Raw genomic sequence first — 17,891 nt, 5'->3', positions numbered from 1 at the left:
CGCCTCCCGGCGGGCGGCCTTGCGGCTGCAACGGCCGCGGGCCCGTCCGGTTCTCAGCCGGGCAGGCCGCGCGCGATCGCCACCACATCCGCCCCCGCGACGCTGGCGGGGTGGCGCGTCAGCAGCGGGGCCTGGTGGCGGATCGCGTCCGGCACCTTCGCATCGCGCCGCACCGCCCCCGCGAAGGGCAGCGCGCGGCCGAGGAAGCGGCGCGTCGCGGCCTCCAGCGTCGCATGGGTGCGCCGCGCCGCGGCGGCGCCGGCGGCCATGTTCACCACCAGCCGCGCCTCGCGCGAAGGTGCGTCCTGCGCATGCATCTTCAGCACGGCATAGGCATCGGTCAGGCTGGTCGGCTCCTCCGTCGCGAGGACGAGCGGCAGGCAGGCGGCGGCCAGCAGGCGCCGCTGCGCCGCGCCGAGACCGGCGCCGAGATCGAGCACCACCGCGTCCCGCGCCGTCGCCAGCCGCCCCGGCAACGTGAGCAGCGCGTCCAGCGCCGCGCCGCCGAGCCCGCCCAGCGCCGCCGAACCGGAACGCCCGGGCAGCAGTTCGAAGCCGGCGGGGTGGCGCGCCACCGCATCCTCCGCCGCGATGCGGCCGGCGAGCACGGCGCCGAGGTCGAGGCGCGGCGCGAGGCCGAGCTGCACATCCGCATTGGCCAGCCCGAGATCCGCGTCCAGCAGCAGCACGCGGCGCCCCTGCTGCGCCAGCGCCTGGGCCAGGGTGATGGCGAACCAGGTCTTGCCCACGCCGCCCTTGCCCGAGGCGATGGCGATGATCCGCCCCCTGCCGTCCCGACCCGTCACTGTCCGCGCCCTTCCCGAAGCCGCTCCGCCAGCCATGCCGCGTCCATCGCCACCAGGTCGCCCGCCGCATCCGGCCCGATGCCGGCTTCGGTGAAGGCGAGGCCGGCATCGGCCGCCGCCAGCACGCCCCCCAGCCGCCGCGCGGCGTCGAGGCGCGTCGGCAGCAGGTGGCGGCAGCCCAGCAGGTGGAAGGCGCGCGCCGTCTCCGCCGCCTCCTCCGCATCCAGCCCTGCCGGCAGCACCAGCACCGGCGCGCCGCCTGCCGCGTCGCGGAAGGCGACGAGGGCCCGCGTCTCGGCGGGGCGGAAGGGGTCGCAGCCGGGCAGGTCCACGATGGCCGGCTGCCCCGCTTCCCGCCGCGCCAGCGCCTTGGCCAGCGCGGAAGGGCTCGCCGCCACCGCCAGCGGCAGGCCGAGCACGCGCGCGAAGGCGGCAAGCTGTTCCGTCGCGCCCGCGCGGCGGCCATCGGCGGTTACCAGCAGCGGCGCCCGGCCGGACAGGACGAAGCGCGTGGCGAGCTTCGCCGCCGTCAGTGTCTTGCCCGCCCCGGGCGGCCCGGCCAGCAGCAGCGGCCGCGCTTCCGCGGGCAGCGGTTCGAAACGGAAGGCCGCGGCCAGCGCCGCCGGCAGCGGGACGCCGCCGAGCCGCGCGGCCAGCGCCGGCGGCAGGTTGTGGCGCAGCAGGGCGGGCGGGATGGCGCGCGCCGGCGTCGCATCGCCCGGCGCGATCACCAGCGGTTCGTCGTCAGGCTCCTGCGCGGCAGTCACCTCCACCCCGTCGCCGGTGCGGCGGGTGGAGAGGATCACCGCATCCTCGCCGAGTTCGGCGCGCAGCCGTGCCATGGCATCGGCCATGCGCGGGGCCTGGATGGTGCGCAGCCTCACCCCTGCACCGTGCCGATGGTGCGCAGCCGGGCGCGCGGGTGGATCTCGGTATGCGCCAGCACCGTCGTCGCCGGGCGGAAACGCTCGACCACGGCGCGCACATGCGCGCGGATGCCGGCGGAGCAGACCAGCACGGCGGGCTCGCCGGTGGCCTGCGCGGCATCGAAGGCGGCGCGCAGCGCGTGCATGAAGGCGGCGAGCCGCGAGGGCTGCATCGCCAGCTGCTTCTCCTCCCCCGGGCCGGCCAGCGATTCGGCGAAGGCGTCCTCCCATTCCGCCGACAGGGCGATGATGGGGATCACGCCGTCCGCCCCGCGCGCCGCGTCGCTCAGTTGTCGCGCCAGGCGGGCGCGCACGGTGGCGACGATGCCGCCGAGGCCGCGCAGCCCCGCGGCCGCGGCTTCCTGGATGCCCTCCAGCACCGTCGGCAGGTCCCGGATCGAGACGCGCTCCGCCAGCAGCGCCTGCAGCACGCGCTGCACGGTGCCGAGGCTGGCCTGCGCGGGGATGAGGTCGGCGACCAGGCGCTTGTGCTCGGCCGGCAGTTCCTCGACCAGCTTCTGCGTCTCGGCGAAGGACAGCAGCTCGGGCATGTTGTCGCGGGTCACCTCGGTCAGGTGGGTGGCCAGCACGCCGGCGGCGTCCACCACGGTGCAGCCCAGGGCCAGCGCCTCCTCCCGCCGGCTTTCCTCGATCCAGACGGCGGGCAGGCCGAAGCTCGGCTCCTGCACGGCCTCGCCGGGGATGGGGGGCGCGCGGCCGCCGGGGTCGATCGCCAGGTGCAGCGGCGGCTTCAGCACGCCGCGCGCGGCCTCGATCTCCTTCACCCGGATGACATAGGCGTCGGGCGGCAGCTGGAGGTTGTCCTGGATGCGGACGCTCGGCAGGACGAAGCCCATCTCCTGCGCGGTGGTGCGGCGCAGCGTGCGGATCTGTTCCGAAAGGCGCGGCGCATCGCCCGCCGCCAGGCTCAGCAGCCCGTAGCCGAGTTCCAGCCGCAGCTGGTCGATCCTGAGCGCGTCGGAGGCCGGCGGTTCGGCAGGCGCGGCAGGCGGCGGCAGCGCGGCCTGCGCCGCTTCCCGCGCGGCCCTCGCCTGCATCCGCGCGCCGTAGCCGGCCGCCCCGGCCAGCGCCAGGAAGGGCAGCATCGGCATCCCCGGCAGCAGCGCCATCACCCCCGCCGCGCCGGCCGCCAGCGCGAGCGGCTTGGCACCGCCGAGCTGGAGGACGAGCTGCCGGTCGGCGCGGCCTTCCATGCCGCCCTTCGTCACCACGATGCCCGCCGCGATGGACACCAGCAGCGCCGGGATCTGCCCCACCAGTCCGTCGCCCACCGTCAGCACGGAGAAGGTCTGCACCGCCTCGGCGAAGGGCAGGCCGTGGCGCAGCGCGCCGATGGCGATGCCGGCCAGCAGGTTGATGCCGGTGGTGATGAGGCCGGCGATGGCGTCGCCGCGCACGAATTTCGCGGCGCCGTCCATGGCGCCGTAGAAGCCGCTCTCCTCCTCCAGCTCCCGCCGGCGGCGCCGCGCCTCCTCCTCCGTCAGCAGGCCGGCGTTGAGGTCGGCGTCGATCGCCATCTGCTTGCCCGGCATGGCGTCCAGGCTGAACCGCGCCGCCACTTCCGCGATGCGGCCCGACCCCTTGGTCACCACGACGAAGTTCACGACCAGCAGGATGGCGAAGACGATCAGCCCCACCAGCACGTCGCCGCCCATCAGGAAGCCGCCGAAGGCCGAGATGACGGCGCCCGCCGCCTGCGGCCCCTCATGGCCCGAGGTGAGGATGGTGCGCGTCGTCGCCACGTTGAGCGCGAGGCGCAGCAGCGTGGTCAGCAGCAGCACGGTCGGGAAGGCGGTGAAGTCCAGCGGCCGCTGCATGAACAGCGCGACCATCAGCACGAGGACGGAGGCGGTGATGGACAGCGCGAGCCCCGCATCCAGCAGCCAGCTCGGCAGCGGCACCACCAGCACCGCGACCAGCAGCACCACGAACAGCCCGAGCGCGACATCGCCCGAGGGACGCGCGCGGCCGACCCAGCCCGGCAGGACGAGCGCCGCCACGGCTCAGCCCGCGGCCGGCAGCGGGATGGGCGCCTGCCCCGGCGCGGGCGGCACCGCCAGCCCGGCGGCGCGGTACTCCTGCAGCTTGTTGCGCAGCGTGCGGATGGAGATGCCGAGGATCTCGGCCGCGCGCGTGCGGTTGCCGAGGCAGTGGGACAGCGTCTCGAGGATGAGGTCGCGCTCCACCTCCTCCATCCGCCGGCCGACCAGGGGCGCGATGCGGTTGGGCTTCGCCGCGGCGGCCGGCGCGGGTTCCGCGGCCGGGATGCGCGGTGCCGCCAGCTCGATCGCGGCAGGGCCGATCTCCGCCCCCTCCGCCAGCAGCACGGCGCGGTGCAGCGCGTTCTCCAGCTCCCGCACGTTGCCGGGCCAGGGGTGGGACAGCAGCCGTTCCGCCGCGGCGGCCGAGAGTGGCCGTTCGGGCATGCCGTTCGCGCGGGCGTAGCGGGACGCGAAATGCCCGGCCAGCGGCAGGATGTCGGCGGGGCGTTCGCGCAGCGGCGGGATGTGCAGCGCGACGACGTTCAGGCGGAACAGCAGGTCCTCGCGGAAGCGCCCGCGCGCGACCTCGGCCGCCAGGTCGCGGTTGGTGGCGGCCAGCAGGCGCACATCCACCCGCACCGGCGCCGCGCCGCCCAGGCGGTCCACCTCCCTTTCCTGGATGACGCGCAGGATCTTGGCCTGCAGGCGGGGGTCCATCTCGCCGATCTCGTCGAGCAGCAGGGTCCCGCCATCGGCCTGCTCGAAGCGGCCCTTGCGGGCGGCCACCGCGCCCGAGAAGGCGCCCTTCTCGTGGCCGAACAGCTCGCTTTCCAGCAGCGTCTCCGGCAGGGCGGCGCAGTTCAGCGCGACGAAGGGGCCCCGCGCCCGGCGGGACGCGGCATGGACGTGGCGCGCCAGCACCTCCTTGCCCGTCCCGCTCTCCCCGGTGATGAGCACGCTCGCCTCGGCGCGGGCGAGCTGCGTGGCGCGGGCCAGCAGCGCCACCATCGCCGGGTCGCGCGCCACCGGCCCTTCCTCCGCCGGGTCGGCGCCGGCAGCCTGGAGCATCGCGAGGATGAGGTCGGGGTCGGGCGGCAGCGGCAGGAAGTCCCTCGCCCCCGCCTCGATGGCGCGGACCGCGGCATCGGCATCCTCCGCATGGCCGCAGGCGACGACGGGGCAGGCGATGCGTTCCGCCGCCAGCGCATGCACCAGCCAGGGCACGTCGTGGCGGATGTCCACCAGCGCGAGGTCCGCGCCTTCCGCCCGCAGCCGGGCGAGGCCGGCCGCCGCGCCTTCCGCATGGGCAAGCCGCGCGCCGCGCGCGATGGCCACCCGCGCCGCGGCGCCGAGTTCCCCTTCCAGCGACCCGACGATGAGCAGCCGCGCCATCGGACTAGCCGCCCGCCCGGTCGGACTTGACGATCTCGGTCATCGTCACGCCGAGGCGGTTGTCGTCCACCATCACCACCTCGCCGCGCGCGACCAGGCGGTTGTTGACGTAGATGTCCACCGCCTCGCCCAGCTTGCGGTCCAGCTCCACCACCGCGCCGCGGCCGAGCTTCAGCAACTGGCTGACCTGCATCGTCGCGCGGCCCAGCACCGCGCTGACCTGCACCGGGATGTCGTAGACCGCGTCCAGGTCGCGCGGCCCGCCGGGCTGGCCGACCCCTTGCGCCTCGGTCGCGGGCACCGGTTCGAAGCTGTTCGTGCCGCTCATGCGCCCTCCTCCCCATCGAAGCCGAAGCCGGCCGAGGCCAGCGCCGCGCGCACCGCGCGCCACCGCGCCTCACGCGAGACGACCAGCGCGCCGTCGCGCCATTCGAGCCTTGCGTCCCCCGGGGCGACCGCGGCATCGCCCTGCACCGCCGGCGCACCGGCCGGCAGCCGCGCCGCCACCGCCTCGGCCAGCGCGGGCGCGACGCGCAGCACCGCATCCGGACGGTCGGCGATGGCGGGCAGCAGCGGCAGGACCAGCCGCGGCACCAGATCCGCCCCCGCGCGCGCCGCCGCGCCGGGCAGCGCCGCTTCCAGCGTGGACAGCAACAGCCCGGCCAGGGCCTCCGCCGCCTCCTCCGCCGTGCGGCGCCCGGCCTCGGCCGCCGTCTCCAGCGCGGCGGCGATGGCGGACAGCGCGCGGGCGACCTCCGCCTCCTGCAACGCGGCCTGGCGGGCCATGCCGGCTTCCAGCCCCTCGGCCAGACCCCGCGCATGGCCATCCGCCTCCCCCTCCGCGCGGACGGCGGCGAGCAGCGCGGGGTCGGGCGGCGGCGGCGGGGCCGCGGGCTTCGGCCGCGCCAGGTCCGGCAGGTCGAGCGCGAGCATCACGCCACCATCTCGTCGTCGCGGCCGTCGGTCATCTGGATCTGGCCCTGCGCCGCCAGGTCCTTCGCCTGCGCGACGATCTGCGCCTGCGCGTCGTCGACGTCGCGCAGCTTGACGGGGCCAAGCGCCGCGAGGTCGTCCTTCAGCAGCTTGGAGGCGCGTTCGGACAGGTTGCGGAAGAACAGGTCGCGCAGCGGCTCCGACGCGCCCTTCAGCGCCAGCGTCAGGCGGTCCTTCGGCACGGCGCGCAGCAGCACCTGGATGCCCGCGCCGTCGAGGCGCTGCAGGTCGTCGAAGGTGAACATCAGCGCGCGGATCCTCTCCGCGCTCTCGCGCGAGCGTTCCTCGAGCGCGGTGAGGATGCGCGTCTCCGCGGCGCGGTCGAGGTTGTTGAAGATCTCCGCCATCACCTCATGCGCGTCGCGGCGCGACCCGCGGGCGAGGTTCGACATGAACTCCATCCGCAGCGTGCGCTCGACGCCGTCCAGCGCCTCCTTCTGGACGGTCTCCATGCGCAGCATCCGCATGACCACCTCCATCGCGAAGCCTTCGGGCAGCAGCGCCAGCACGCGCGCCGCGTGGTCGGGGCGGACCTTGGACAGCACGACGGAGACGGTCTGCGGGTATTCGTTCTTCAGGTAGTTCGCCAGCACCGCCTCGTTCACGTTGCCCAGCTTGTCCCACATGGTGCGGCCGGCGGGGCCGCGGATCTCCTCCATGATCTGGGCGACGCGTTCCTTCGGCAGCGTCTTCAGCAGCAGCCGCTCCGTGCTCTCGTAGGACCCGACGAGGTGGCCGGACTGGCCGAGCTGGGCGGTGAAGTCCTTCGCCACCTCCTCCACCTGCGCGGCGGAGACGGTGCCGAGCGCGGACATGGCCAGCGAGAGGTCGCGGATCTCGTCCTCGTGCAGCTGCGCGAAGACGCGCGCCGCCTGCGCCTCCCCCAGCGCCAGCATCAGCGTCGCGGCCTTCTGCGGGCCGGTCAGGCTGCCGCTCATGGTGCCTCCTGCGGGGCGAGCCAGCGGCGCAGCACGGCTGCGGTCTGTTCGGGGTGCTTCTCCACCATCTCGGCCAGCGCCTGCAGGGCGGAGGCGCGCATCTGCCCTTCCACCCGCGCGACGTTCACCATCGCTTCCGCCTCGCCTTCCGCAGCGGCTGGCAGCGCCGCGGGACCGGCCGTGCCGGAGGCGGTGCCCGGCGGCAGCGCCGCCGCGGCCCCTTCGAAGGCGACGCCCGCCCCCGCCGCGCCCGGACTCGCGGCTGCCAGGGCCGGCTGCGGCGCCAGCGCCAGGGCGAGCCGCCCGGCGACCGGCCGGCCCACCAGCAGGATGGCCGCCAGCGCCACCAGCCCCAGGATCGCGCTCTCCACGATGCGGCCCATCAGCGCCGGCGGCACGGCGTGGCCGAGGATGACGAAGCCGTCCGGCGCGGCATCCGCCGGCGGCGGCTCGGCGAAGCGCAGGCTCACCACCTCCACCCGGTCGCCGCGCCCCTCGTTGAAGCCGACGGCGGAGCGCGCGAGCGCGGCGATGCGCTGCAACTCCTCCGGCGTGCGATCGCGGAAGCGCGGGGCGGCGCCGGCCACCGGTTCCCACACGCCGTCGACCAGCACGGCGAGCGACAGCCGGCGCAGCGCCGGATGTTCGCGCGTGGTGTTGCGCGTCACGCGGCCGATCTCGAAATTCGTCGTCTCCTCCTGCCGCGACTGCTCCTGCCGGGCGCCGCCGGCCTGCGCATCGCCGCCGGGCAGCTGGTTGGCGACGGAGACGTTCCCGGGCTCCCCGTTGCGGCTCGTCTCGGTGCTGGACTGCGTGCTGCGCGGGACCTGGTTCTCGGGGTCGAAGCGCTCCTCGACCGTCTGCACGCGGTCGAAATCCATCTCGACCGAGGCCTCGGCCCGCACGCGCCCGGCGCCGAGCGTGCGCTCGAGCAGGTCCTCCACCGCGCGGGCCAGGCGCAGTTCCTGCGCGCGGCGCATTTCCTCGGCGGTCTGGGCGGCGGCGGGGCCGGCCAGCGCCTGGCCGCCGCGCGCCAGCAGCTCGCCCCGGCTGTCCACGATCGAGACCTGCTGCGGCCGCAGCCCCGGCACGGCGGCGGCGACCAGGTGCAGCACGGCCTGCACGCCGTCCCGGTCCAGCCGCTGCGCGCCCTGCATGGACAGCACGACGCTCGCCTGCGCCTCGCCGCGTTCGCGCGAGAAGGGCTCGCGCCGCGGCAGCACCAGGTGGACGCGCGCGGTGCGCACGCCGGCCAGGCCGCGGATGGTGCGCGACAATTCCCCTTCCAGCGCGCGCAGGCGGTTCACGTCCTGCTGGAAGGGCGTGGTGGTCAGGCTCTCGCCGCGGTCGAAGATCTCGTAGCCGACGGACCCGCCGGAGGGCAGGCCATCGCGCGCCAGCAGCAGCCGCAGGCGCGGCACATCGGCTTCCGGCACCAGCACCTGCGCCCCGCCGCCGGCCAGCCGGTGCGGCACGCGCGCGCGTTCCAGCGCCGCCACCACCTGCCCCGCATCGCGCGGGTCGAGGTCGCCGTAGAGCAGCGCCATCGGCGGTTCCGCCGCGCGCAGCGCCAGCACGGCCAGCAGGCCGAGCACCGCGGCGCCGACCCCGGCCAGCGCCGCCAGCCGCAGCGCGCCGAAGCCGCGCAGCTGGGCGATCAGCCCGGCCATGCGCCCCGCCCCGCCCCTGCCACCCGCCACCCGCATCCTGCGGTCACCAGCATCTGCACAGCGTCCTGCCACCCCGAGCGGCCGCGGAGTGCGGCCCCGGCAGGTCTTGCCGCCGGCAGGGTAAGTTTGTGGTTAAGAGCCCGGCAGTTCGCGCAGCCGGTCGAAGCCCACCGTCACGCCGCCCATCCGCAGCACCAGGTCGCCCCCTTCGCGCCCCGCGCCGGTGACGAGGCCGGCGACGGTGAAGGACAGCGGCACATCCATGCCATCCGCGCCGAGCCCCCGCACCGCCACGCGATAGGCGCCGTCGGGGCGCTGCACGCCGCGCGCATCGCGGCCATCCCAGCGCCATGCGCTGACACCCGCTGCCAGCGTGACATCCTCCGTCCGCAGCACGGCGCCGGCGGCGTCGCTGACCTCGATGCGGGCCGTGCGGGCGCGGCCGGCGGCGGGCAGGCCGACCTCCGCGGCGCCGGATTGCAGCGGCAGGCGGTCGCCCTCCACCGTCACGCGGCGTCCGACCAGCGCCGCCGCACCGGCCAGCTGGCCGGCCTGCTGCAGGGTCAGCAGCCGTTCCAGCGTGCGGTTGCCCTGGAGCTGCTGCTCCACCGTCGCGAACTGCACGAGCTGTTGCGTCAGCTGGTTCGCATCCATCGGCTGGGTCGGGTCCTGGTTGCGCAGCTGCGTCGTCAGCAGCGTCAGGAAGGTGCCGAGATCGGCCGAGAGCCGCGGCCCGGCGCCGGCCGCCGCCGCGGGCGCGGCCGGGGTGGGGGAGGAGATGGTGGCGCTCATCGCTGTGCTCCGTCAGACGGCAAGGTCGATCAGGCCGCGCCGCGGCGTCAGGGCGCCGGTGCCGGGCATCGGCACCGGGGCGGCGTGGAAGGCGGGCGCACCGCGCGGCTGGCGCTGCGCGTCGCGCTGCGCAGCCTCGCGCCCGGTGTCGCCGCCGGAGCCGGCGGACAGGCCGAAGGACAGCTGCGTCCCGCGTTCGCCGAGGCCGGCGGCGTGCAGCGCACGCTCCAGCTCCCGCCCGTCGCGTTGCAGCAGCGCGAGCGTCTCCGGCCGTTCCGCCGTGACGCGCACCTGCGCCTCGCCCGCCGCGCCGCGCTCGATGGCGACCTCGACCTGCCCGAGCTCCGCCGGTTCGAGCGTGAGGGTGACGCGCGCATCCGGCCCGAGGGCGAGCGCGACGACGAAGGGCGCGACCTGGCGCGCGGGCCAGGGAATCGGGGTTGCGGCCCGCGCCGCTGCGGGGACCTCGGGCGGGGATGAGGGTGGCGCGGGGGGCGGGGCGGGCGGGTCCGGCGATGACGGGCGGGCGGGCGGCTCGGCGGTGGCCGGCGGCACGGGGTCCAGGACGGCGGGGGCCAACGCATCGGTCAGGGGCGCCGGGGCCGCCCGCGCATCCATCGGCGCCGCGGCGGCGATGGCCGGCGGGGAGGCAGGCATGTCGGGCGGGCCGGCGGGGCGGAGTTCCAGCGTTGGCACCGCCTCGCCGGCCCTCGGGATGGCGGCCGGAGCGCGGGAGGGCTTGTCGGGCACGGCGCCGGCTGCCTGTCGGGGCGGGCCGTCCACCCCCGTGGTGCCGCCTTCGCGGGACGGGATGACGGCCGGCGGCGCGATGGCGGCCGGAGGCGGCGCGGCTGCGGCCGCGGTGCCGGCCGGTCCGGGCCGCATGGCCGGTGCGGATGCCGCGTGGACGGCCTGCTCGAGGCCCGGCGGCACCGTCGCGGCAGGGTCCGACGGCCCAGGCAAGGCGGCCGGCATCGCCGCGACCGTGTCCGAGGCAGCATCGGACACGGCCGGGGCCTGTCCATTCCCCATGCCCTGTCCGGAGGCCGGGACCTGCGGGGGGGCCGCATCCGCCGGCGGCGGCGCAGGACCCATCCCCTGCGCCGAGGGGCGCGGCAGTCCGGTGGGTGGTCGCATCGGCGGGGATGGGCCGGGTGCCGGATCGCCCGGCGGGGCAGCCGCCGGGTCCGCCGGGCGCGGCGCTGCCCCCGGCGGGGCCGCCGGGCTCCGCCGCGCTGGCGCGGGTTCCTTGCCTTGGGAAGGCTCCTTGCCCGGGGCGGGCACGGGCGGGGCGGTCGGAACCACCGTCGCGGCCGCCGGCAGAGGGGCGTTCATGGCCGGGGACTCGGCGTCCCCCTCGACCTGGGCGGGCTCCCGGGGCTCGGCGGGCGCGGCGCGGCGGCCGGCATCCCCGCGCGTCGGCGGGCCGGCGGCGGCGGGGGTGGGCGGCGACGGGGCAGCGGGCTCCGGCGCTCCGGCAACTCCCGCTTCCCGCTCCGGTACGGCGGCGGTCAGGTCGGCCCGGGCCGCTCCTTCACGCGCCGGCCGCACCACGGCACCTCGCGGCACAGGCGGGGGCGGCGTTGCGGTCTCCGCGGAGTTTGCCGCGGGACTGGCTGCGGGGGTCTCGGGCAGGGCCCCGTCCTCGCCCGCCGCCTCGCCCGCGGCACGCCGCAGCAGGGGCGGCGGCGCGGGTCCAGTCGCCCCTGGATGGCGCGCCGGGGCCGTCGCGGGGGGACCGGTCCGGGCCTCGGCCTCCTCCCCCTGCGCCACCACGGGCGGCGCCGGCAGCGGCGCGGGCGGCTGCGGGGCCGGGGGCAGCACCATCCCGGGCAGCCCAGACGGAGGAAGCAGGGGCTGCGGAGCTTCCCCGCCCATCGCGAAGGCCGCGGCATCCGTGACGGGGAGCCCGGCGGGCGCCCCGGCGGCGACCGTCGCTGGGTCCGCCAACGCCACCGTCATCGCCTCGCCGAGCAGCGCGGCGAAGACGGGCACCGCGGACGCGGCCTGTGGCGGCGCCACGGGGGGGCTGGTCAGCGTCGGCGGCAGGGCGAGACATTCCATCGGCGCGCGATCCCGGGTCCGGGGCGACGCAGGGCAATGCGCATGCCAGCCGCCGCGCCGCGCCGCCCGGCAGGGGGCTCCACGCGGCGGCAGCTTCTGCCGGCGCGCGGCAGCATCCGCAGGGGCGGACCGCGCCAGGGCTGGCACGGGCCTTGCGCTGGCCGCCGCGGATCACTCCGACACGCCCTCACAGGAGTTCATGCCGCGATGTCGCTGCTCGGCTCGATGACCACCGCCATCAGTGGCCTGTCCGCCCAGGCCCGCAACCTCGGCCACATCTCCGACAATGTCGCGAACAGCCAGACGGTCGGCTACAAGCGCGTGGACACCAGCTTCGTCTCCTGGCTCACGCGGTCCAGCGAACGCGCGCACGCGCCCGGTTCGGTGGAGGCGCGGCCGGACTACACCAACACCATCCAGGGCACGGTCGAGCAGACCGACAACCCGTTGGCCATGGCGATCGCGGGCCAGGGCTTCTTCTCGGTGGCGCAGGCGCGCGGCAGCGCGGATGGCCGGGTGGTGTTCGACGAACGCGCCTTCTACACCCGCGCCGGGGACTTCCAGCTCGACCGCGACGGCTACCTGGTGAACAGCGCCAACTACTACCTCCAGGGCTGGCAGGTGAACGGCAGCGGCGCCGTCGACCGCACCTCGGTGACACCGATCCGCATCACCGACCAGATCTACAACCCGGTGGCGACCACGCGCATCGACCTCGCGGCGAACCTGCCCGCCGGCCTTGCCATCCCGTCGCTCTCCGCGGCCCTCGCGGCCGCCACCGACAACGCGGCGACGCCGGACGTGGACGAGGCGGGCCCGGCGGTCGCCGCCAACGCGCCGATCGGCTTCGCGCAGCGCGCGGTGCTGCCGCCCGCGCTGGCGGACCGCGAGGTCAGCTCCACCATCCAGATCTACGATGCGCTGGGCACGGCCCACCAGCTCCAGCTCGACTGGCGCCGCACCGGCAACCACACCTGGCAGGTCCGCATCCAGCAGCCCGGCGCGCCCGTCTCCACCGGCAGCCGCATCGCCGAGCTGGTCTTCGCGGATGGCAGCAACCCCGCCCAGCCCGCCGGCACGCTGATCGACATCAACGACGTCAACGGCACCACCCCGCCCGCGACGACGGCATCGGGCGATGCCGCGGACCTCACCGTCACCATGCCGCTCGGCGGCCTGCCGGCAAGCCCGCTCAGCTTCTCCTTCGGGCGCTTCGGGCGGCCGGAGGGGCTGACGCAATATGCCGGCGCCAGCTACAACGTCCGCAACTTCGGGCAGGACGGCGTGCCGGGAGGCTCCTTCTCCGGCGTGGCGCTGCGCGAGACCGGCGACATCGTGGTGAACTACGACAACGGTCAGTCCCGCGTCATCGCGCGCATCCCGGTCGCCGCCTTCAACGAGCCGGACCGGCTGCAGCGGCTGGATGGCCAGGCCTTCATGCGCACGCTGGAGAGCGGGGAGGCGCGGCTGACGGATGCCGCGTCGAACGGGGTCGGCAAGCTGGTGACGGGCTCGATCGAGCGGTCGAACGTGGACATCGCGAGCGAATTCTCGAAGCTCATCCTCGCGCAGCGTGCCTACACCGCGAACACCCGCATCGTCACCGCCAGCGACGAAATGCTGCAGGACACGATCAATATGCGGCGTTGACGCCGCGGGCAATATGCGGCGTTGACGCCGCGGGCAACATGCGGCGCCGACGCCGCGCGGATGACGCGACATGAGCCTCGACCTCGCCCTGACCGTCGCGCGGAGCGGCCTGCGCCTGCTGGACCGGCAGATGGCCCGCGCCGCCGACGACATCGCCAATGCCGGCACCGAGGGCCACACCCGCAAGACGCTGGCGGGCGTCGCGCTCGGCATGGCCGGCACCGGCATCGGCGTGCGCGGCCAGGTGCCGACGCGCGACGTGGATGCGGCGCTGTCCGCCGCGGCCGACCGCGCGCGCGGCGAGGCTGCGGCCGGCGGGCTGCGGCTGCGGCTGCTGTCGGGGGTCGAGGCGGCGCATGGCCGGCCGGAGGATGGCGACAGCCTCGGCGGCCTTCTCTCCGGCCTCCATGCCGGCCTCGTCGCCCTGCGCGAGGCGCCGGCCGACGCCATCCGCCGTGGCGCGGTGGTGCAGGCCGCCGCGGACCTCGCGACGCGATTCAACGGAGTCGCCGCGGCGATCGGGGAGGCGCGGCAGGCCGCGCATGACGCGCTGGAGACCGAGGCGGCGCTGGCCAATGCCGCGCTGGCCGAGATCAGCGCGCTGACCGCCGACATCCGGCGCGAGACGGCGGCCGGCCGCGGCGCGGCGGCGCTGGAGGACAGACGTGACCTGGCCATCGCCCGCCTATCGGAGGCGCTGGAGCTGCGCGTGGTGCGGCGGGCGGATGGCGACGTGACGCTCCTCGCGCGCGGGGGGATGGTGCTGCCGCTCGATGCGGGCGCGCCTTTCTCGGTGGCGCCGGCGACGCTCGCGCCGGGTCTCCATCACGGCGCCGGCCTGCCCGGCGTGATGCTCGGCGGCCAGGACGTGACGCGCCGGCTGGCCGGCGGGCGCCTGGCGGCGGCGGCCGAGCTGCGCGACGCGACCCTGCCGCGCATGCAGGCGGAGCTCGACCTTGCCGCCGCGCATCTGGCCCATCGCTTCGAGGCGCAGGGCCTGCGGCTGTTCACCGATGGTGGCGGCGCGGTGCCGGACGCGACCCTGCCCTATGCCGGCGGCCCCGCGATCGGCTTCGCGGGCGCCATCCGGGTGGGCGCGGCGGTGCGCGCCGATCCCGCGCTGGTGCGCGACGGCACGCATGCCGTGGCGGCCGCGCCGGGCGGACCCACCGCCTTCATCCCCAACCCGCCGGCCGGGCCCGCCGGCTTCGCGCAGTTGATCGACCGGCTGCTCGACCACGCGCTCGGCGCCACCGTCGCGCCCGGGGTGGCGCAGCCGGCGATCGCCGCGGCGGGGCTCGGGCCGGACGGGCTGCTCGTCTCGTCCCTCTCGGGGCTCCGCACGCTGGAGGCCTATGGTGCCGCGCTCGTCGCCGAGCATGGCGCCGCGCGCGCCGGCGCCGAGGAGGCAGCGGGCCGCGCCGGCGCCTTCCGCGACCTCCTTGCGGAGCGGATCGCGGCGAGGTCCGGCGTCGACGTGGACACGGAGGTCGCGGCGATGGTGCAGCTCCAGACCGCCTACGGCGTCAATGCGCGCGTCGTCTCGACCGTGCAGGCGATGTGGGACGCGCTGTTCGGCGCGGTGAGATAGGCAGGCGGAGGCCCCCATGAGCATCATCGGCACGATCGGCGCGCTGGCGATCGACCAGGCGGCGCTGCGCAACCGCATGGACGTCGTCTCGCGCCAGGTCGCGACCGGGCAGAAGGGCGAACGGCACGGGGACCTCGGCGCCGAGGCGCGCCGCGCCATCGGCCTGCGCGGCGAGATCGCCCGGCGGGAGGCGCAGGCCGCGGCGGCGGACCGCGCGCTGGCCCGCGCCGATGTCACGCAGGGCGTGCTGGGCCGGCTGGACCGGCTGGCCGGCGGCATGGCGGCGGAGGCGCTGCGGGCGCGCACCCTCGGCACCGCGGGGGTGGAGGCGCTGGCGATCGGCGCCCGCGCCGCGCTGGCCGAGGCGGCGACGCTGCTCAACACCCGCCATGACGGCGAATACCTGTTCGCCGGCTCCGACGTCGCCCATGCGCCGGTGCCGGATGGCGCCGCGATCGGCGCCGGCGCCATGGCCGGCGCGGTCTCGGCGGCGGTGCTGACGCTCGGCCCCGGCAACGCGGCCGGCGTGCTGGCGGCGACCGCCGCGGCGGCGGGCGGCGCGACCTCGCCCTTCTCGGCCTTCCTGGAAGGGCCCGGCCTGGCCGAGCCGCGGCGCGCGGTGCAGGTGGCGGAGGGGGAGCGCGTGGCGCTCGGCGTCTTCGCCAATCGCGACCAGGCGGACGAGGCGACGCTGTCCTGGGGCCGGGAGCTGCTGCGCGGCCTTGCCACGCTCGCGGCGCTGACGCCCGCGCAGGCGGCGCAGGGCGATGGCTACCAGGCGCTGCTCGACGGCGTGCGGCAGGGGCTGGCCGGCGCCGCGGCAGGCCTGGCGGAGGAACAGGGCGCGCTCGGCACGGCCGAGGCACGCATCGGGGCGACGCGCGACCGCCACCGCGACACGCTGGTCGCCCTGCGCGCGCAGCTCGGCGGGGCGGAGGAGGTGGACCTCGCCGCCGCATCCGCCGCCATGCGGCAACTGCAATCCCGGCTCGAGGCCTCCTACGAGGCGACCTCGATGGTGGCGCGCCTGTCCCTCGCGGCGCTGCTGCGGTGATGGCCTGCCGTAAGGCCCGGTTAAGCCGGGGCTGCGACATTGCGGCGGTGCCGTCGTGTCCGCCTCTCCGGGCGCGGTGCGGCACGGCCTCGATGATCGAGCATGCGGCTCCCCGATCCGCCAGGACGGCCCGCGTGGCGGCGAAAAACTCGCGAAGGCCGGCGAAGGCCGGCCGCCCGGTGCTTCGGCCGCGGCCGCCGCATCGACTGGTTGGGGAGAGTGGCATGTCCACGTTGGTGCTCGAGTTGCGGGCAGGCGACCTCATGGTCGTGAATGGCGCCTCGCTCCGGTTCCGCGGCCGCACGCGGGTGGAGCTGGTGGCGAAGGCGAGGTTCCTGTTCGGCAAGCAGGTGATGGCGCCGGAATCGGCGACCACGCCCGCGCGGCGAATCTACTTCGCTTTGCAATGCGCCTATGTCGGCCCGGAGGAGGAGCGGGAGACCGGGATGGCCGACGCGCACCGCCTGGTGGCGGAGTTCCAGGAGGCGACCACCTCCAACATGGCGCGCCAGCTGCTCGAACGCGCCCTCGCGCTCGCCGAGCAGGACGAGTGGTACCAGGCGCTCCGCCTGGTGCGGCACGTCATGCGGCACGAGGCGGCGGTGCTGGGCCTCGACCCGGCGAGCGGCACGCCGCTGCCGCCGGGCGCGATCGCGGCGCTGCGCCCGGCCGGCGCCGCGCATGTCGGCGCGATGGATTAGGCGCCGTCTTCACGCCCGCTTCATCCTCCCGTGGGAGGATGCGGCGACGGGGCCCGCATCCGGTGCGGGTTCCATCCGGTGCGGCGGGGCCGCACCCGGTACCGCGGCGGGCAGCAAAATGCCCACCCCGCCGCGGAACGCCCAAAAGGGAGAGGACCATGTCCTCCATCAACACCAATGTCGCCGCGATGGCCGCGGTGCGCTCGCTCAACACCATCTCGACCGACATGGGGCGGACCCAGCAGCGGATCGAGACGGGACTGCGGATCGGCAAGGCGAATGACGACCCCGCCGTCTTCACCATCGGCCAGAGCATGCGCGCCGACCTGAACGGCCTGAACGCGGTGGTGGACAGCCAGAATTTCGGCCGCGCCGCGCTGTCCGTCGCGCGCGACGCCGCGACGCGCATCAGCAACGAGCTCGGCAAGCTGAAGCAGACCATCACGCAGGGCCAGCAGCAGGGCCTGAACCAGGCGACGATGAACGCGCAGATCACCTCCGCGCTGTCCAACATCGATGCCTTCGCGGGCTCGGCCTCCTTCAACGGCGTGAACCTCATCAACGGCGGCGGCGGGTCGCTGCAGGTGCTGCGCGACATAAGCGGGAGCAACACGCAGATCGCCGCCTCCGACCTCCGCTCCTCGGCGGGCGGGCTGAACCTGGCGGGGCTGACGGTGACGCAGGGCGCGCGCCAGATCGCCTTCGACAGCTCGCTCGCCATCTCCGACGGGATGGGTCTGTCGGTGACGGTGGGCACCACCACCTTCGTCTTCGAGTTCAACAGCGACGCCACCCTCGCCGGATCGGCCGGGCCGAACACGGTCGTGCGCTCGGTGGAGTTCACGGCGACGCAGTCGCCGTTGCAGAGGCTCGGCACGCTGCTCCAGACCATGGCGCAGGACGGCATCAACGCCAGCTTCGACAACAACGGCAACATCATTATCAGCAACGCGACCGACGTTGCCTCCGGCGGCAACGGCTCCACCGCGGTCACCGGCGCGACGGTGACGCAGATCGGCGGCGCGCAGGGCGCGATCGCGCGGGTGGACGGCGCCATCACCACATCGGGCAACGTGCTCGCGCGGCTCGGCGCCGCGTTGCAGCAGGTGGAAGGGCTGCGGGACTTCAGCGTGCAGCTTCGCGACAGCCTGCGGGAGGGGCTGGGCGCGCTGGTCGATGCCGACCTGGCGGAGGAGAGCGCGCGGCTGTCCAGCCTGCAGACGCGCCAGCAGCTCGCGACGCAGTCGCTGTCCATCGCGAACCAGCAGAGCCAGGGCCTCCTCAGCCTGTTCCGCTGACCACGGGCGGGCG

General features: G+C 75.9%; 15 protein-coding genes. 5 read left to right on the top strand and 10 right to left on the bottom strand.

Annotated elements, in window-relative coordinates; genetic code table 11:
- Positions 1–53: 53 nt before the first annotated feature.
- The 10 genes from ACK8OX_RS06425 to ACK8OX_RS06380 form a co-directional block, all read right to left on the bottom strand.
- Positions 54–806, bottom strand: coding sequence for an AAA family ATPase (locus ACK8OX_RS06425; protein ID WP_430663117.1), 753 nt, complete (start codon positions 804–806; stop codon positions 54–56).
- Positions 803–1,690, bottom strand: a complete 888-nt coding sequence (locus ACK8OX_RS06420) for a GTP-binding protein (protein WP_430663116.1) — start codon at positions 1,688–1,690, stop codon at positions 803–805. Before ACK8OX_RS06420 ends, ACK8OX_RS06425 begins: the two co-directional genes overlap by 4 nt.
- Positions 1,687–3,753, bottom strand: coding sequence for a flagellar biosynthesis protein FlhA (gene flhA / locus ACK8OX_RS06415; RefSeq protein WP_430663115.1), 2,067 nt, complete (start codon positions 3,751–3,753; stop codon positions 1,687–1,689). Before flhA ends, ACK8OX_RS06420 begins: the two co-directional genes overlap by 4 nt.
- Before the next feature lie 3 nt (positions 3,754–3,756).
- Complete coding sequence (locus tag ACK8OX_RS06410) at positions 3,757–5,127, bottom strand: sigma 54-interacting transcriptional regulator (RefSeq protein WP_430663114.1); 1,371 nt, start codon at positions 5,125–5,127, stop codon at positions 3,757–3,759.
- Between the two features lie 4 nt (positions 5,128–5,131).
- Positions 5,132–5,455 (bottom strand): flagellar motor switch protein FliN, encoded by a 324-nt coding sequence (fliN, locus tag ACK8OX_RS06405; protein WP_430663113.1) that lies wholly within the window; start codon positions 5,453–5,455, stop codon positions 5,132–5,134.
- On the bottom strand, positions 5,452–6,060 hold the full coding sequence (locus ACK8OX_RS06400; RefSeq protein ID WP_430663112.1) for a hypothetical protein: 609 nt from the start codon (positions 6,058–6,060) through the stop codon (positions 5,452–5,454). The genes fliN and ACK8OX_RS06400 overlap by 4 nt, the downstream gene beginning before the upstream one ends.
- The gene (gene fliG, locus ACK8OX_RS06395) at positions 6,060–7,058 is read right to left on the bottom strand and encodes a flagellar motor switch protein FliG (protein ID WP_430663111.1); all 999 of its coding nucleotides are present in this window, start codon (positions 7,056–7,058) and stop codon (positions 6,060–6,062) included. The genes ACK8OX_RS06400 and fliG overlap by 1 nt, the downstream gene beginning before the upstream one ends.
- Positions 7,055–8,728 carry a flagellar basal-body MS-ring/collar protein FliF gene (gene fliF, locus ACK8OX_RS06390; protein ID WP_430663110.1) on the bottom strand — a complete coding sequence of 558 codons (1,674 nt, stop codon included), beginning with the start codon at positions 8,726–8,728 and terminating at the stop codon, positions 7,055–7,057. The genes fliG and fliF overlap by 4 nt, the downstream gene beginning before the upstream one ends.
- A 132-nt stretch (positions 8,729–8,860) precedes the next feature.
- Positions 8,861–9,520, bottom strand: a complete 660-nt coding sequence (locus ACK8OX_RS06385; RefSeq protein ID WP_430663109.1) for a flagellar hook assembly protein FlgD — start codon at positions 9,518–9,520, stop codon at positions 8,861–8,863.
- Between the two features lie 12 nt (positions 9,521–9,532).
- Positions 9,533–10,528: a flagellar hook-length control protein FliK gene (locus tag ACK8OX_RS06380; protein WP_430663108.1), complete on the bottom strand. Its 996-nt coding sequence runs from the start codon at positions 10,526–10,528 to the stop codon at positions 9,533–9,535.
- A gap of 1,263 nt (positions 10,529–11,791) precedes the next feature.
- Here ACK8OX_RS06380 and flgE point away from each other — a divergent pair.
- The 5 genes from flgE to ACK8OX_RS06355 all read left to right on the top strand — a co-directional run bounded on the left by flgE (position 11,792) and on the right by ACK8OX_RS06355 (position 17,878).
- The gene (gene flgE, locus ACK8OX_RS06375) at positions 11,792–13,234 is read left to right on the top strand and encodes a flagellar hook protein FlgE (protein ID WP_430663107.1); all 1,443 of its coding nucleotides are present in this window, start codon (positions 11,792–11,794) and stop codon (positions 13,232–13,234) included.
- Between the two features lie 70 nt (positions 13,235–13,304).
- Entirely contained in the window at positions 13,305–14,825 is a 1,521-nt protein-coding gene (locus ACK8OX_RS06370; RefSeq protein WP_430663106.1) for a FlgK family flagellar hook-associated protein, read from the top strand.
- 16 nt (positions 14,826–14,841) lie between these two features.
- Complete coding sequence (locus ACK8OX_RS06365; protein WP_430663105.1) at positions 14,842–15,879, top strand: flagellin; 1,038 nt, start codon at positions 14,842–14,844, stop codon at positions 15,877–15,879.
- A gap of 224 nt (positions 15,880–16,103) precedes the next feature.
- Positions 16,104–16,580, top strand: a complete 477-nt coding sequence (locus tag ACK8OX_RS06360; RefSeq protein WP_430663104.1) for a flagellar biosynthesis repressor FlbT — start codon at positions 16,104–16,106, stop codon at positions 16,578–16,580.
- 158 nt (positions 16,581–16,738) lie between these two features.
- Positions 16,739–17,878 (top strand): flagellin, encoded by a 1,140-nt coding sequence (locus ACK8OX_RS06355; RefSeq protein WP_430663103.1) that lies wholly within the window; start codon positions 16,739–16,741, stop codon positions 17,876–17,878.
- Positions 17,879–17,891: the final 13 nt, after the last annotated feature.

The organism is Falsiroseomonas sp. CW058 (assembly GCF_050563535.1).
Classification (GTDB): domain Bacteria; phylum Pseudomonadota; class Alphaproteobacteria; order Acetobacterales; family Acetobacteraceae; genus Falsiroseomonas.
Note: the sequence above shows the minus strand (reverse complement) of the source record. Positions and strands in the feature narration are given on the sequence as shown.

Excerpts from the sequence above, each read along its gene's own strand:
- ACK8OX_RS06410 (WP_430663114.1), bottom strand. The coding sequence starts at position 5,127 with ATGGCGCGGCTGCTCATCGTCGGGTCGCTGGAAGGGGAACTCGGCGCC.
- fliN (WP_430663113.1), bottom strand. The coding sequence starts at position 5,455 with ATGAGCGGCACGAACAGCTTCGAACCGGTGCCCGCGACCGAGGCGCAA.
- ACK8OX_RS06400 (WP_430663112.1), bottom strand. The coding sequence starts at position 6,060 with ATGCTCGCGCTCGACCTGCCGGACCTGGCGCGGCCGAAGCCCGCGGCC.
- fliG (WP_430663111.1), bottom strand. The coding sequence starts at position 7,058 with ATGAGCGGCAGCCTGACCGGCCCGCAGAAGGCCGCGACGCTGATGCTG.
- fliF (WP_430663110.1), bottom strand. The coding sequence starts at position 8,728 with ATGGCCGGGCTGATCGCCCAGCTGCGCGGCTTCGGCGCGCTGCGGCTG.
- ACK8OX_RS06385 (WP_430663109.1), bottom strand. The coding sequence starts at position 9,520 with ATGAGCGCCACCATCTCCTCCCCCACCCCGGCCGCGCCCGCGGCGGCG.
- flgE (WP_430663107.1), top strand. The coding sequence starts at position 11,792 with ATGTCGCTGCTCGGCTCGATGACCACCGCCATCAGTGGCCTGTCCGCC.
- ACK8OX_RS06370 (WP_430663106.1), top strand. The coding sequence starts at position 13,305 with ATGAGCCTCGACCTCGCCCTGACCGTCGCGCGGAGCGGCCTGCGCCTG.
- ACK8OX_RS06365 (WP_430663105.1), top strand. The coding sequence starts at position 14,842 with ATGAGCATCATCGGCACGATCGGCGCGCTGGCGATCGACCAGGCGGCG.
- ACK8OX_RS06360 (WP_430663104.1), top strand. The coding sequence starts at position 16,104 with ATGTCCACGTTGGTGCTCGAGTTGCGGGCAGGCGACCTCATGGTCGTG.
- ACK8OX_RS06355 (WP_430663103.1), top strand. The coding sequence starts at position 16,739 with ATGTCCTCCATCAACACCAATGTCGCCGCGATGGCCGCGGTGCGCTCG.